This is a genomic window from Streptomyces sp. NPDC055749 (genome assembly GCF_053617235.1).
This window is the reverse complement of record NZ_JBSHFH010000001.1, coordinates 53,079-68,084: the sequence shown is the minus strand read 5'-3', so window position 1 is coordinate 68,084 and position 15,006 is coordinate 53,079. Positions and strand designations below refer to the sequence as shown.

The window sequence follows — 15,006 nt, the reverse complement described above, 5'->3', positions numbered from 1 at the left end:
CGCGCCCTTCGGGAGGTCTCCCAAGTGCTCGACGTACCGTTCTGGCTGTGGGGGACATTCGTCGTGGTCGTGGTCGTCTCTCTGCTGATCGACCTCCTGTCCCACCGCACCGCGCACGTGATCGGATTCAAGGAAGCCGCCCTGTGGAGCGGGATATGGGTGACCCTCGCGATCACCTTCGGAGGGGTCGTCTTCCTGGTTCTGGGAACGACCGCCGGAACCGAATACACCACGGCGTGGCTGCTGGAGAAGAGCCTGTCCGTCGACAATCTCTTCGTCTTCGCCCTGATCTTCGCCTATTTCAAGGTGCCCCGCGCCTATCAGCACCGCGTCCTGTTCTTCGGGGTCATGGGCGCACTCGTGTTCCGCGGAATCTTCCTGGCCCTGGGCGTGGCCGTCGTCAGCCGGTTCACCGCTGTGCTCTTCGCCTTCGCGGCGATCCTCTTCTGGAGCACGTACAAGATCCTGAGCGGGCAGGAGGAGACCTTCGATCCGGGCAAGAGCTTCGCCGTACGGCTGCTCCGCAAGTTCGTCCCGGTGCGCGACGACTACGTCGGTACGAAGTTCCTCGTCAAAGAGGCCGGCAAGCGGGTGGCCACTCCCCTGCTCGCGGTCGTCGCCGCGATCGAGGCGGCGGACCTCGTGTTCGCCGTCGACAGCGTGCCGGCGGTCCTCGCGGTCAGCGACGACGCGTTCATCGTCTACACCAGCAACGCGTTCGCCATTCTGGGTCTGCGGGCCCTGTTCTTTCTGCTGGCCGGCATGCTGGACAAGTTCCACTACCTCAGCCACGGCGTGGCGATCATTCTCGCCTTCATCGGCTTCAAACTCGTCCTCCAGGCATCCCACGAGCTGATCAGCGACTCCATTCCGGAAATCCCCTCACCGGTGAGTCTGGCTGTGATCGTCGTGATCCTGACCGCATCCGTGGTCCTGAGCCTGCGACGTACGGAGAAATAGCCACCGCTGCGCCGAAGGTAAAGCGCAGGGAAAACTTTCCACAATTCCCCTTCGGGATTACCGTTGAAGAATGTCCAGGAAAGAGCGTGAGACCAAGCGGCAGGACGCGTTCATGTGCCCGTCCTGCAAGCACCCCGTCGCCAGCGCGTTGGGCCGGCACAAGACCCTCGGAATCTTCGTACCCGTATGGGGACCGGGCCCGTGCCAGAACCGCGACTGCCCCAACTTCCGGTTGGAACCGACGCACACACAACACCGGACCTACTCGTAATTCCACCGGGCTCTGACCCGCCCTCACCAACGAGATGCGGCACAGCCCGACTCATGGCACTTTATGCCGTATTGACCACTTGGACAGTGCGGCATCCTCGGATGGCGCCGTGGCCGTTGCGAGGAGTGCCGCATGAGCACGATGGACGTCCCGTCGGACATCCCGTCCGACGTTCCGAAACCACGCACTCAAACCGCCAAACCGGCGGTGGCGGGGATGACCTGGGTCACCCTCGCCCTGATGACCACCGCTTCGGTGGCGAGTCTGCGATCCGCCCCGACCATGGCCGTCTATGGTCTGGCCTGCGTCTTCCTCTACCTCATCCCGGCCATCATCTTCCTGCTGCCGACGGCGCTCGTCTCCGCGGAGCTCGCCTCGGGATGGAACGGCGGTGTCTACCGCTGGGTGAGTGAGGGCCTGTCGAAGCCGCTGGGTTTCCTGGCCGTGTGGTGCCAGTTCGCGATGACGATCTTCTACTACCCGAGCCTGCTGGCCTACGTCGCCAGCACCATCGCGTACGTGATCGATCCAGCCCTGGCCAGCAGCGGCCTCTACACCGCGATCGTCATCATGGTCCTGTACTGGACCGGAGTCTGGGTCTCCTCGCGCGGTACGAAGGCCGTCGCCGGGCTCTCGTCCTGGGGCCTGATCATCGGCACCCTGATCCCCGGCACCATCCTGGTCGTCCTGGGGCTCGTCTTCCTCGGCCAGGGCAACGGTTCGGCCGCCCCGATGACCAGCAGCCACCTGCTCCCCCAGTGGACCGGGCTCGCCAGCCTGGTGCTGATCGTCAACAACTTCCTGAGCTATTCGGGCATGGAGATGAACGCCGTCCACGTCTCCTCGCTCAAGAACCCGGCCAAGGAGTACCCGCGCTCGATGTTCCTGGCCATGGGCCTGGTGCTGCTGATCTTCATCCTTCCGGCCCTGGCGATCAGCTGGGTCGTGCCGGCCAGTCAGCTCAGCCTCACCGCGGGCGTGATGCAGGCGTTCGACGCCTTCTTCTCGTACTTCCACGTCGGCTGGCTCACCCCGATCGTGGCCATCGCCCTCGTCGCCGCCGCACTCGGCGGCATGCTGACGTGGCTGGCCGGACCCTCCAAGGGTCTTCTGCTGATCTCCCGTGAGGAGGGCTATCTGCCGCCCTTCCTCCAGAAGCTCAACAAGAACGGCATCCAGCAGAACATCCTCGTCACGCAGGGCATCGTCACCACGGCCATCGCCCTGATGTACGCGCTGATCCCCGATGTCTCCAGCGCCTACTGGATCTTCTCGGTCATCACCACGCAGGTGTATCTCATCGTCTACCTGCTGATGTTCGCCGCGGCGATCCGGCTGCGGCAGAAGCAGCCCGACCACCCGCGCGGCTACCGCGCCCCCGCGCTCATCCCGCTCTGTGTCCTCGGGCTGCTCGCCTCGCTGGCCGCGCTCGCCATCGGATTCGTACCGTCCTCGCAGTTCGGCGGGAACAGCGTCTGGGCTTACATCGGGCTGATCGGCGGCGGTCTGCTCGTCCTCGGCGTGATCATTCCGTTCCTGTTCCTCAAGCTCCGCAAGCCGAGCTGGCGCATGCCCGCCCAGGGCCCGGCGGACGAACCGAATCCGGAGGGCGCCGCATGAGTCCCACCCGTATGGCCTCCGAGCACCGCTGGGTGTACATCGGGGCGATCGTGATCCTGGTCGCCCTCATGGTCGTCGGCATCATCCAGTACGAGTCGGTCAAGAAGACCAACGAGTCGCGGGAGAAGGCCGAACAGCTCAGCGAGCAACTGGGCGACGCCGGGTATCCGGCCCCCGACCTCGGCACCGTCCAGCGCGTGCTGGGCACGGACGGCGGCATCGTGTGCGAGTCGCCCGACGACGCCCTGCGCACCGCCCTGTGGAAGATCCAGCTGTCCAACGGCTCCGGCGGCCCCGGCCAGCGGCCCGTCATCTCCGACAGCCGGGCGGTCGAGGCCGAACGCATCGTCCTCCAGGTCTACTGCCCCGACCAGGTCGAGGACTTCGACGAGACCGTCGACAGCCTCAAGACCGATGAGACCGTCCGGCGCTGACGTCCCGCGCCGACCACCCCTGTGAGGGAGCCACCATGAACGAAGCCGAACTCGCCGACCGGATCGCCGCCCTGATGCCCCGCGCCCAGGCCGATCTCAGCGAACTGGTGTCCATCACGTCCGTCGCCGACCCCCGGCAGTACCCGCCCGAGGAGTGCAAGCGGGCCGCCCAGTGGGTCGCGGACGCCTTCACGGACGCGGGTCTCCAGGACGTACGCCTCGCCGAGACCCCGGACGGCAGCCATGCGGTGCTCGGCCACCGGCCGCCACCGCCCGGCGCTCCGACCGTGCTCCTCTACTGCCACTACGACGTGCAGCCGCCCCTCGACGACGCCGCGTGGACGTCGCCGCCCTTCACGCTGACCGAGCGCGACGGCCGCTGGTACGGGCGCGGTACCGCGGACTGCAAGGGCAACATCGTCATGCACCTCACCGCGCTGCGCGCCCTCGGCGACGACATCCCGGTCGGCCTGAAGTTCGTCGCCGAGGGCTCGGAGGAGCAGGGCACCGGCGGTCTGGAGGCGTACGTCCCGGGGCACCGCGACGAGTTCCTCGCCGACACACTCCTGGTCTGCGACACGGGCAACGCGGCGGTGGGAAGGCCCACCGTCACCACGTCGCTGCGGGGTCTGGTCAATGTCGTGGTGACCGTCTCGACGCTGCGGGGCGAGCTGCACTCGGGGATGTTCGGCGGACCGGCCCCGGACGCGCTCGCCGCGCTGATCCAGCTTCTGGCGACCCTGCGCGACCCGGACGGCGGAACGCGTATCGAGGGACTCGACTCCTCCGGGACCTGGACCGGGGCCCCTTACGAGGAGGAGCAGTTCCGGCGCGACGCCGACGTACTGGACGGGGTCGCGCTCACCGGCTCCGGGACGGTCTCGGACCGGCTCTGGGCCCGCCCCGCCGTCACCGTCCTGGGCATCGACTGCCCGCCCGTCGTCGGTTCGTCCGCCGCGATCCAGGCCACCGCACGGGCCAGGGTCAGCCTGCGCGTACCGCCCGGCACGGATGCGGACGCCGCTCTGCGGGCGCTGACCACCCATCTGGAGAAGGCCGTTCCCTGGGGCGCGAAGGTGTCCGTCGAGACCGAGAGCACGGGCTCACCGTTCCGTGCGGCCACCGACGGGCCCGCGTACGCCACGCTCGGCAAGGCCATGGCGGATGTCTACGGAACCCCGATGTCCTCCCTCGGCCAGGGCGGTTCGATCCCCCTGTGCAACGTCCTCACCGAGCAGTACCCGGACGCCGAGATCGTCCTCATGGGCGTCGAGGAACCGCAGTGCCTCATCCACGCCCCCAACGAGAGCGTCGACCCGAGCGAGATCCAGAACATGGCGCACGTGGAAGCCCTGTTCCTGCACCGCTACGGAACCGCCGTCGGCGGCTGACAGCCGCACTGCCAGGCCTCCCGTCCCAGCCGCACCCCTACCCGTACTACAGTGCGAAATTCAGTCTGTACGAGTAGGCGGGGGCCTGGCATGGCACTGTTCGGAAACGCGCACACGATCGACCCGGAGAAGGCTCAGCAGGACTATGCCCGGCTGCTGGGGCAGGACGAACGGATCAGCGCCGCCTATCTGTTGATCCGCGACACGATCCTGTTCACCGACCACCGGCTCATCCTCGTCGACAAGCAGGGGATCACCGGCAAGAAGGTGGAGTACCACTCGGTCCCGTACCGGAGCATCACGCACTTCTCGGTGGAGACGGCCGGCACGTTCGACCTCGAGGCCGAACTCAACATCTGGATCTCCGGGGCCCCCTTGCCGGTCACGAAGACCTTCTCCAAGGGTGTCGACATCTACGAGGTGCAGGCCATCCTGGCGCAGTACGTGGCCAAGTAGGTCACCCGCAGGTCCCACGGCCCTTCGCGTACGCCGCCCGTCACCGCCGGCGTTCGCGGAGGGCCGCCACCGCTTCCCGGATGGCGGGCAGCTGGCCATACAGCGCGTCACCGGGGCAGCCGGTGAGATAGCTGTCCCGGTGCCCCGAGACGACGTGGAGCTCAGCCGTGTGGCCCTTCGGGAACCGGCTCTCGTCGTTCGTGGAGACCAGCCGCACCGAACCGCGCGGATCGGCCCCCGGCCGCAGCTTCCACGCGATGACCCGCGCGATCGCCTCCACGACCGCCTTCGGTACGGGCACTCCGGCCCCGAAGGTCCCGATCGCCGCGATCCCGACCGTGTGGGCGTTGAACCCCTTGGTGTGCGCGCCGCGCACCGGCCGTGTGACGCCGCCGGCCCGGCCCTCGTAGATGGTCCCGCACCGGTCGACGACGAAGTTGTACCCGATGTCGTCCCACCCGTCCTGCTCGACGTGGTCCGCCTGGATCGCGCGCAGCAGTTCCGGGGCTTCGGCACAGTCGTACCCGTTGGTGTGGCCCGTGTGGTGGATGAAGGCCGCGCTCACCGAGCCCGTGTACGTCGCCGCGTGCTTGACCATGCCCTCGTCGGCCCGCCAGGACGACCGGGGGACGATCTCGGGCCGTGGCGCCCCGGGCGGGGCCTCGGGGAGGGCGAGCGGTGCGGGCGCGGCGAAACGTACCGGGGCATCCCGAAGGACCAGAAAGGCCAGCGGCATGAACACGGCACACAGGACGAGCCGACGCGACCACTTGGGCATACGTCCACCCTGCGGTCTGCGCGGTCTTCCCGCAGTCGAGCCAGCCAACCGGGTGAGGCGGCCGTGAGGTCTGCCGGGTCTCCGACAGGCGCCCGCGAAACATACCCCCCATGCCTTTTTGGGCAGAACGGACCGTTTCGGCCACTTCGGCGCCGGACGGTCAGGAAGCGACCGCTTCCGCTTCCCTGCTCTCCTTGAGGAGACGCTCGGCGCGGTGCGGAGACATGTCCAGTCTCGACAGCACACCCGGGACTGCGTGGTTGGGCAGGATCATCTCGAAGAGGGCCGAGATCTCGCTGACCAGGTCCGGCGGTTCGGACATCGACTCGGCGACCAGCTGAACTCCGGTCCACGCCCCGACGGACAGCCGTGAGGTGGCCGCGGGGTCGACGTGCGGGAGCAGCTCCCCGCGCTCCTTGGCCTCGGTGAGGATCTCCGTGCCCATCGCGATCCAGTCGGGCCAGCGCGTGCCGAACATACTGCGGGCCCTGGGGTCGACGGACAGCCGGATGGAGGCGCTGAGCATCGGCTCCCGGGGCAGGCGGTAGGCCAACAGCAGTGCTATGTCCACCCATTCCTGGAGCTTGAACGCCTGCGGGACGAGTCCGTCCGCCGTCACGGCCTCTTCGAGAACTCCCCGCGCGAGCTCTTCCTTCGAGGTGAAGTGGAAGTAAAGTGCACCTCGGGTAAGTCCGGCTCGCTCAAGGATCGATGCGATGGTGGCGGCGTCGTAACCGTGCTCGTCGAAGACCTCTGCCGCCGCTTCGAGGAAGATCCTGCGCGTACGGATCGCCCGTTGCTGTCTGGCCAACTCGCGCTCCCTTGACCTTGTTTTTGCTCTTGGTTCAAAACAAACGGGTGAACCGGTATCATATCAGCGCGAGCATCATCACATCGCGCCCGTTGGCCCGCCGCAGCCGAGGGCCATGTGCTTCAAGACAACACCACTGTGGCGGTCGCCAATTCGGAGTTCGGCTGGATTTCGCCGCCCGCCTACGGCCGGCTGCGCGGTGAACACCTCTCCCGCAGCTGGAACGAATGGCCGCTTCCCGCTCCTGTCTCACCGGACGGGGCAGGCCGACGGTGTCCGCCGGCCCCGTGCCGTACCCCGGCGTCACTGATTGACGAAACCGCCGTCCACCGGCATGACCGTGCCCGTGAGGAACGGGCAGCGGTCGCTGAGCAGCCAGGCCGCGGCCGCCGCGATCTCCTCGGGCTCCGCCGTACGGCCCTGCGGCGTAAGGGAGTTGACTATCTCCTCCAGGCCGGGGTTGCGCCCGAACCAGTCGGCGGTGATCTCACTGCGCGTCGTCCCGGGGGCGACGGCGTTGACCCTGATGCCCTGCTTCGCGTACTCGTCGGCCGCTGCCCGGGTGAGCCCGACCACGGCGTGCTTGGACGCAATGTAGGGAGCGGCGGCGGGTATCGCCACCAGCCCGGCCACGCTGCTGTTGTTGACGATCGTGCCGCCACCCGTGGTGAGCATCGCGGCGATCTCGTACCGAAGGCAGTTCCACACACTTCGTACGTTGGTGTCCATGAGGGTGTCGTAGATGTCGTCGCCCATCAGGTGCATCGGCGTCCGGTCACCGCCGAGACCCGCGTTGTTGAAGGCCGAGTCCAGGCGCCCGTACGTCGACACGGCGAAGTCGACCGCGCGCGAGACCTCTTGCGCCACGGATACGTCGGTGACGACGTAGGCCGCCTCCGCGCCCTTGTCCCGCAGCTCGCCGACCAGCGTGGCCAGCCGCTCTTCGCGGCGGGCGGCCAGCACCACCTTTGCGCCCTCCTGGGCGAAGACGCGGGCCGCGGCCGCGCCGATTCCACTGCTCGCCCCGGTGATGAGGACGACTTTGTCTGAGAGGAGATCGTTGCTCATGGGCGCAGTGTCGCAGGGCGATTCGGCACGGGCTCCGGCAGCCCCGCCTCTCCCGCACGCACCGCGAGCCGCGGCAGCATCAGCGACCAGAACTGGGTGACCGCCATGCACGGGGACCACTCCTCGTCCGCGCGTCCCATGACCTCCGAGCCCACAACAGCCGTGGTGACGGCGGACACCACCGCCTCCAGCGGCACGCCGGCCGCCAGGTCGCCCCGCTCACGGGCGAGAGTCAGCGTCGAACGGACCCAACTGCGCCACTCCAGCCAGAGTTTGACGCCCCCCTGCCAGGTGGCATCGCTGCCGAGCCCGAACCCGGCCCTCAACACCGCGTCCTGGGACAGCCGTTGAGCCAGTACGCGAGAGGTGCCGACCAGCAGGCCGAGCGGATCGGGGTGGCTCGGCAGGCACGGGGCGATGATGCCGTGCAGCGTCTGCTCCGCGGCGGACTCGACCGCCTCCCCCAACTCCCTTTTGCTGCCGAAGTGGAAGTGCAGCGCCCCGCTGCTGACTCCGGCGCGGGCGCTGATGTCGGAGAGCGAGGACAGCCCGAAGCCGCTGCGGGCGAACGCCTCGGCGGCCGAACGGATCAGCTCTTCGCGCGTACGAACCGCACGGTCCTGCTTGGCCAACGTGACGCTCCGGGAGGCGTGTGGCGGAGTTCCACGTTAACAAACCGGTCGTCTGGTTTCAGTGGTAGTTCGTTGAATCTGGCCGAAATTTTTCCCTGCCCCCGGCTCCTGACGTCTGAGCGGTACCGTGCGGCATGCTCGCTATCCAGTTCGGCCGCTTCGGTGGCCCTGAAGTCCTCACGCCCGTTGAACTGGCCGCCCCCGTGCCGGGCCCCGGAGAGGTGCTCCTCACGGTCGAGGCAGCCGGGGTGAATTTCGCGGACACCCATCAGGTGGACGGGTCGTATCTGACCGCCGACGCACTGCCGTTCGTCCCCGGCAGCGAGGTCGTGGGCCGCACGCCCGACGGCACCAGGGTGCTGGCCCGGGTGTCGGGCGGATACGCGGAGCAGGTGGTCGCCAAGGAGTCCGCCGTCCAGCAGATCCCCGAGGAGCTCGGCGCCGCGGAGGCGCTCTCCCTGATGATGCAGGGCCTGACCGCCTGGCACCTGCTCCGCTCGGCGGCCCGGCTGCGCGAGGGCGAGACCGTCGTCGTCCACTCCGCGGCCGGCGGCGTGGGCAGCCTCGCCGTCCAGCTGGCCAGGGAGTTCGGTGCCGGGCGGGTGCTCGCACAGGTCTCGACCCCCGCCAAGGAGCGCCTGGTCCTGGACCTCGGCGCGGACGCGGTGATCACGTACCCGCACGAGGAGAAGGCGGACGTCGTCCTGGACGCCGTGGGCGGCGAACTCTTCGACCAGGCCCTGGGGTCCCTGGCGTCCTACGGCCGGCTGGTGACGTACGGCAACGCCTCCCGCTCGGGGTTCACCCCGGTCGACCCGGCCCGGCTGAACCGGCTCAACGCGGCGGTCGTCGGCTTCTATCTGCGGCCCGCACTGGCGGCGCCCGGCGCGGTCGGCGGCCCGCTCAAGGAACTCTTCGGCCTGGTGGCCGAGGGGCGCCTCAAGCCGGTGGCCGGCGGGAGCTATCCGCTCTCGGAGGCCCACCGCGCCCACGAGGACCTGCTCGCCCGCCGCACGGTCGGCAAGGTGGTGCTCGTCCCCTGACGTCCTCGACGTCACCACGGATCCGCGGCCTCCGCGGACCGTGACGGCGTCCCCGGGCGCCGCCCCTCCGCTCGCCGCAGCAGCCGGAAGGCCACCAGCGGAAACGTCAGTACGGAGACCATGGCGGCGCCCACCAGCGCCGCCCCCTCACCCGCGCCGAGCACTCCGTCGTCCAGGCCGATCGTGGTGATCGCGACGACGAGGGGCAGGCAGGTCGACGCGTAGAGCGCCAGCGCGGTCCGTTCGGGTTTGGCCAGGTCGCGCGGGGCGAGCAGGTAGGCAGGACCGCCGCGGACCAGCAGGAACAGCACCAGGAAGACGGGCAGGAGCAGCAGCGGCCGGCCGTCGTCGAGCAGCGCGTCGAGGTCGAAGTTGATCCCCGTCACGATGTAGAAGAACGGCACCAGGAAGCCGAAGCCCATCGCCTCGATCCTGCCCAGGATCTCGTGGCTGGTGGCGGGCGCCGCCCCCTGGAGCACCAGCCGCGTCAGCATCCCGGCGGCGAAGGCACCGAGCAGCGTGTCGAGACCGAACACATGGGACAGCCCGAGCATCGCGGCAAGCACCAGCATGACGAAGCGGACGGCGAACTGGGCGCTGCTGTGCAGGGTCTCCTCGATGATCCGGGAGAACCACGGCGGCCGGGGCCGCATCGCCCAGAAGACAGCGCCCGCCGTCACGACCGCGAACGCGATGAGGACCAGGCTCGCCGCACCCGGACTGCGCCCGCTGAAGAGCAGCGCCATCGCGATGATCGGGCCGAACTCGCCGACCGCCCCGAACGCCATCACCACCGTCCCGAAGCGCCCTTCGAGCCGCCGGGAGTCACGCAGGATCGGCAGTACGGCCCCGAGTGCGGTGCTGGTCAGCGCGGTACCGATGACCAGGCTCTTCGCGAAGTTCCCGCCGGTCAGGGCGAGCGCGACGCCGAGCCCCGCGGCGAACGAGGCGGCCCAGGCCCAGGCCGAGCGGCGCAGGGTGTCCCCGCGGACCGCCGCGAACTGGATCTCGTACCCCGCCAGGAAGATCAGCATCGAGAGACCCAGATCGGAGAGCACGTCCACGATCTCGTCGTCGTGGACCCAGCCGAGTACGTCGGGGCCGATGAGGATGCCCAGGACGATCTCGAAGATGACGACGGGGACGGCCAGTCTGCGCCCGACGGCGTACGCGAGCAGCGGCGCGATGACAGCCATGACCATGATCAGAACGAGTGTCCCCGGGTACTCCATCGCTCGTGTATAGCAAGAAAACACCATAAAACGATCCATTAGGGGAGCCGGTCACCCGTTCCCCCGCACCGGAGTGCCGTACGGCCGGAACGGCCGTTGACTGCTTCCTACGAGTACGAGCCCCCGACCGGGAGTACCCATGCGGCAGCAGCCATCCACGAAAGACTCCGGTGCTCTGCGCCGCACCGGCCAGTGGTGCGCCCGGCACTTCGTCGTCGTCATCGTCCTGTGGCTCGCCGCCCTGGCCGGGCTCCAGGTCCTGAACCACGCCTACGGCGGCGACTACTCCGACGACTTCTCCCTCCCCGGCACCCAGTCGCAGGACGGCCTCGACGTGCTCAAGGCGCACGAGCCGTCGGCCGGCGGCTACAGCACCCAGGTGGTGCTGCACGACGCGTCCAAGCCCCTGACCGACGTCAGCAGCCAGGTCTCCTCAGCCGTCACGGCCCTCGAAAAGCTGCCGCACGTCCTCTCCGCCCAGAACCCGCTGCCCTCGTCGGGCACTCCGGCTCCCTCGACCCCGAACGTCGGGCCGCTCTCCACCGACGAGAAGACGGCGTACATCACCGTCCGCTTCGATGTGCAGCCCTCCACGCTCGGCGCCGGCTACCTGGACGGGGTGGACTCCGCCGTCGCACCGCTGCGTGCGGCGGACGTCGACGTGGAGTACGGCGGTCCGCTGGGCGAACTGGCCCGCCCGGAGGCGGACGACCGAAGCAGCGAGGCCATCGGCTTCGGGGTGGCGATCCTCGTCCTGCTGATCGGCTTCGGCAGTCTGCTGGCCGCCCTGCTGCCCCTGATCACCGCACTGATCTGCGCCGTCTGCGGCCTCGCCCTGCTGGGACTGCTCGCCGCCGCCGCCACCTTCGCGACCGTGTCCCCGACGCTGGCCACCATGATCGGGATCGGCGTCGGCATCGACTACGCGCTCTTCCTCGTCACCCGGCACCGCCAGAACCTCATGAACGGCGAGGATCCGGTGAGGGCCGCGGGAATGGCCGCGGCCACCAGCGGGCGGGCGGTGCTGCTCTCCGGCTGCACGGTCGTCATCGCCCTCTCCGGGCTGTGGGTCTCCGGGATCGGCTTCATCGGCAAGCTCGGCCTGGCCGCGGCGGTCACCGTCGTCACGGCCGTGGCCGGGGCGCTCACCCTCGTACCGGCGATGCTGGGCCTGATCGGCCGGCGCATCGACCGGATCCACGTCCGCACCCCCATCGCCGAGACGAACGCGGAGCCCGGCAGTGAGGCGACGGGCGGCTGGCACCGGTACGCGCAGCGGGTGGAGCGCAGGCCGTGGTGGTTCCTGACCGGCGGGGTGATCGCCCTGCTCGTCCTGGCGTTCCCGCTGCTGTTCATCCAGCTCGGCCACATCGGCGACGGCGCGGACCCCAAGTCCTTCACCGACCGGCGGGCGTTCGACCTGATGTCCTCGGCCTTCGGCCCCGGTTCGAACGGTCCCCTGACTCTCGTGATCGACCAGACCTCGGTCCCGCAGTCCGACCGCTCCGCGCTGGCCACCCAGGCACAGCAGGCCCTCACCAAGGTGCCTGACGCGGCCACCATCACCCCGCTGAAGGCCACGTCCGACGGCGACGTCCTGATCGGAACCGCGTACTCCGTGGCCTCCCCGCAGGACGAGAAGACCACCGACCTCGTCAACCGGCTCGCCGACGACGTGCTGCCCAAGGCCGTCTCGGGGACGGACGCGAGCACCTACGTCACGGGTACGACCGCCGCCCAGGTCGACTTCCTGGACATCGTCTCCAGCAGGCTCCCGCTGATCATCGCGGTGGTGGTGGGCCTCGCCTTCCTCGTCATCCTGATCGTGTTCCGCGGCGTGCTCGTCGCGCTGAAGGCGGCCGTGCTCAACGTGCTGTCGATCGCGGCCTCGTACGGCGTGGTGGTGGCCGTCTTCCAGTGGGGCTGGGGCGGACCGGCCCTGGGCGTGTCGGGTGACGTCCCGATCGAGAGCTACGTACCGATGATGATGTTCGCCATCGTCTTCGGCCTCTCCATGGACTACGAGATCTTCCTGCTCTCCCGCATCCACGAGGCGTGGCTACGGACCGGGGACCCCAGGGCGAGCGTGGCGCACGCCCTGGAGATCACCGCGCGGGTCATCACCTGCGCGGCGCTGATCATGGTCAGCGTGTTCGCGGCCTTCATCCTCAGCGACAACATCGTGGTGAAGATGCTGGGCCTGGGCCTCGCCGCGAGCGTCCTCATCGACGCCACGGTCGTCCGCCTGCTGCTGGTGCCCGCCGTGATGACCCTGCTGGACAAGGCCGCCTGGTGGACCCCACGCTGGCTGGACCGGATCCTGCCCCACCTGGACGCCGAAGGGGACGACTCGCACGCGGGGCCCGTCAGTCGTCCCGGCTGATCGCCTCGGCCAGTTCCCGCAGGCCGGCGGCCGAACCGGAGGCCGCCGTCCTGCGCAGTTCCTCCTCACCCAGCCGCAGCCGCAGCCGCTCCTCGCACCAGGCCCTGCGCCTCCCCAACGGCGTGCGGTCGTACGTCCGTGGCCGGCCGGTCTCCGCCAGGGAGTCCGCGGCGCCGAGCACCCGAGCCGCCTCGCGGTCCTCGCCGAGCCCCAGCTGGATGTCGACGAGGAGCAGGGCGGCGTACTCCGCCGCCTGATCCTGGCCGAGGTCGGCCAGGCGGCGGACGGCCTGCGCCGCGTACCGCCGCGCCCTGCGGGAATCGCCCTCCCAGCGGCCCATTTCGGCCAGCACGATACGGGTCCACGCCCCGGCCAGGCTGTCCTTCTCCGACAGGGTCCAGTCCGGCGACGAGGTGAGGACGTCCATGGCCGCCTCCGGGTCCCGCTGGACCAGCGCCAGAGCGAGCATGGCCACCGACATGGCCCTGCCGGGACCGAACTCCGGAACGTCGGGCAGCAGCACCAGCGCCTCCCGCAGCTCCGGTTCCGCCTCGGCGAAGTGCCCGTACCAGATGTACGAGGACCCGAGGGACTGGGCGATCCGGCCGAGGCAGGCCCGGTCGCCCTCCGCCTCCGCGAGGGGCCTGGCCCGGGCCAGATGCGGCTGCGCCCCCTCCACCTCGCCGTCGCAGAGCAGCAGATGGGCGATCAGCCACAGTCCGCGGGCCCGCCGGGGACCCGTGTGCGCGTCCAGCGCGAGGCGGGCGAGCCTGATCCCCTCCGCCCTGCTGGTGCCCGTGCCCCACAGGAACCACAGGGACACCACCGCGTCCAGGACCACCACACGACTGGAGCCCTCCGGCCCTCCGACGGCCGACTCGGCATCCGACTCGGCATCCGACTCGACCGCCGTCCTCACGTCGGGCAGCAGCCGCCCCGCGAGGGCCTGCGCCTCCGCGTGCCGTCCGAGCGCCCACAGCTCCGCGGCACCGGCAGCCGCGGCGGCGAGATGACGGCGGTGGCGCAGGGCCACCTCCCCGGCGTCGCCCCGTGCCACCAGGTGCGGACCACCGGCCGCGCGCGGGGCCGGAAGCATGCGGTAACAGCCGTCGTCGTCGGCCAGCAGCACCTGCGGCGCCAGTCGGGCGAACGCGATCAGCAGCTCCCGGCCCGGCAGCGTGTCGGATTCGCACACGGCCAGCACTGCGGGAATGTCGAAACTCCCCCCGAAGACGGTCAGCCGCTCCCACACCAGACGTTCCGTGGGATCACATGCCCGGTAGGACCGCTCGGCATCCACGAGAGGGCCCCTGCCATGGGCCGAGCACAGCGGTTCGGCGGCCACGGCCGCCAGGGGCTCCGCCCCCAGCCGTGCCGCCGCGTGCACCACCGCACCCGCGATCAGCCCGGTCCGCTCGCACAGCTCCGCCACCGTCCCTTCCGCGGCCTGCGGTACGGGGCTGCCCGCCACCGCTGCCGTACCGGCGAAGAGCCTGCGGGCCTCCGGAGCGCTCAACGGGCCCACGAGCACCGCGGCCTCTCCCGGCAGATACAGCCTGCGCCGCGTGGTGATCAGCAACGACAGGCCCGGCAGCTGTTCCAGGAGTCCGACGACGGTCTCCCCGGCCTCGCCTCCCAGCTCCTCACAGCCGTCCAGCACCAGGAGCATCGCCCTGGAAGCCAGCCGGTCCCGCAACTGCGCCACGACGGTGGTCAGCCGTTCGGTGGTCGCATCCCCGGCCGCCAGCCACATCACGCCCCACCGTCCGGCAAGGCGTTCCGCATCGGCCGCCTGCCACGCCAGCCCGGTCTTCCCGGCACCTGCCGGACCGTGCAGCGTGACCAGCCGATGTCCGGTCAGCAGCCTTCGCAGCACCAGGAGTTCCCCCTCCTCATGCATCACAGCAATCGTTCCCCACTCCCCCGA

13 protein-coding genes are annotated in these 15,006 nt (G+C 69.6%); 7 read left to right on the top strand and 6 right to left on the bottom strand.

Going from position 1 to position 15,006, the window contains the following annotated elements; genetic code table 11:
• Positions 1–24: 24 nt before the first annotated feature.
• From ACWGO0_RS00320 to ACWGO0_RS00300, 5 genes are all read left to right on the top strand, one after another.
• Positions 25–960, top strand: coding sequence for a TerC family protein (locus tag ACWGO0_RS00320; protein WP_453525624.1), 936 nt, complete (start codon positions 25–27; stop codon positions 958–960).
• Positions 961–1,363: 403 nt separating this feature from the next.
• Complete coding sequence (locus ACWGO0_RS00315) at positions 1,364–2,851, top strand: APC family permease (protein WP_453525621.1); 1,488 nt, start codon at positions 1,364–1,366, stop codon at positions 2,849–2,851.
• On the top strand, positions 2,848–3,285 hold the full coding sequence (locus ACWGO0_RS00310) for a hypothetical protein (RefSeq protein ID WP_453525618.1): 438 nt from the start codon (positions 2,848–2,850) through the stop codon (positions 3,283–3,285). The genes ACWGO0_RS00315 and ACWGO0_RS00310 overlap by 4 nt, the downstream gene beginning before the upstream one ends.
• 35 nt (positions 3,286–3,320) lie before the next feature.
• Positions 3,321–4,676 (top strand): M20/M25/M40 family metallo-hydrolase, encoded by a 1,356-nt coding sequence (locus tag ACWGO0_RS00305; protein ID WP_453525615.1) that lies wholly within the window; start codon positions 3,321–3,323, stop codon positions 4,674–4,676.
• A gap of 90 nt (positions 4,677–4,766) precedes the next feature.
• The gene (locus ACWGO0_RS00300) at positions 4,767–5,132 is read left to right on the top strand and encodes a PH domain-containing protein (protein WP_453525612.1); all 366 of its coding nucleotides are present in this window, start codon (positions 4,767–4,769) and stop codon (positions 5,130–5,132) included.
• Between the two features lie 40 nt (positions 5,133–5,172).
• On the opposite strand, the gene ACWGO0_RS00295 is transcribed toward ACWGO0_RS00300, so the two are convergent.
• The 4 genes from ACWGO0_RS00295 to ACWGO0_RS00280 all read right to left on the bottom strand — a co-directional run bounded on the left by ACWGO0_RS00295 (position 5,173) and on the right by ACWGO0_RS00280 (position 8,421).
• Positions 5,173–5,910 carry a peptidoglycan recognition protein family protein gene (locus ACWGO0_RS00295; protein WP_453525609.1) on the bottom strand — a complete coding sequence of 246 codons (738 nt, stop codon included), beginning with the start codon at positions 5,908–5,910 and terminating at the stop codon, positions 5,173–5,175.
• Between the two features lie 160 nt (positions 5,911–6,070).
• On the bottom strand, positions 6,071–6,721 hold the full coding sequence (locus tag ACWGO0_RS00290) for a ScbR family autoregulator-binding transcription factor (protein WP_453525606.1): 651 nt from the start codon (positions 6,719–6,721) through the stop codon (positions 6,071–6,073).
• A 303-nt stretch (positions 6,722–7,024) separates the two neighbouring features.
• A complete protein-coding gene (locus ACWGO0_RS00285) occupies positions 7,025–7,789 on the bottom strand; it encodes a glucose 1-dehydrogenase (RefSeq protein WP_453525603.1) in 765 nt (254 codons plus the stop codon).
• On the bottom strand, positions 7,786–8,421 hold the full coding sequence (locus tag ACWGO0_RS00280) for a ScbR family autoregulator-binding transcription factor (RefSeq protein WP_453525600.1): 636 nt from the start codon (positions 8,419–8,421) through the stop codon (positions 7,786–7,788). The genes ACWGO0_RS00285 and ACWGO0_RS00280 overlap by 4 nt, the downstream gene beginning before the upstream one ends.
• A gap of 134 nt (positions 8,422–8,555) precedes the next feature.
• Between ACWGO0_RS00280 and ACWGO0_RS00275 the strand changes: the two genes are divergently transcribed.
• Positions 8,556–9,464, top strand: a complete 909-nt coding sequence (locus tag ACWGO0_RS00275) for a quinone oxidoreductase family protein (protein WP_453525597.1) — start codon at positions 8,556–8,558, stop codon at positions 9,462–9,464.
• 11 nt (positions 9,465–9,475) lie between these two features.
• Here ACWGO0_RS00275 and ACWGO0_RS00270 read toward each other — a convergent pair whose 3' ends face one another.
• Positions 9,476–10,696: a cation:proton antiporter gene (locus ACWGO0_RS00270; protein ID WP_453525594.1), complete on the bottom strand. Its 1,221-nt coding sequence runs from the start codon at positions 10,694–10,696 to the stop codon at positions 9,476–9,478.
• Between the two features lie 139 nt (positions 10,697–10,835).
• Between ACWGO0_RS00270 and ACWGO0_RS00265 the strand changes: the two genes are divergently transcribed.
• On the top strand, positions 10,836–13,079 hold the full coding sequence (locus tag ACWGO0_RS00265; RefSeq protein ID WP_453525591.1) for an MMPL family transporter: 2,244 nt from the start codon (positions 10,836–10,838) through the stop codon (positions 13,077–13,079).
• Here the strand turns inward: ACWGO0_RS00265 and ACWGO0_RS00260 are convergent.
• Entirely contained in the window at positions 13,063–14,979 is a 1,917-nt protein-coding gene (locus ACWGO0_RS00260) for a hypothetical protein (protein WP_453525589.1), read from the bottom strand. The genes ACWGO0_RS00265 and ACWGO0_RS00260 overlap by 17 nt on opposite strands.
• Positions 14,980–15,006 lie beyond the last annotated feature (27 nt).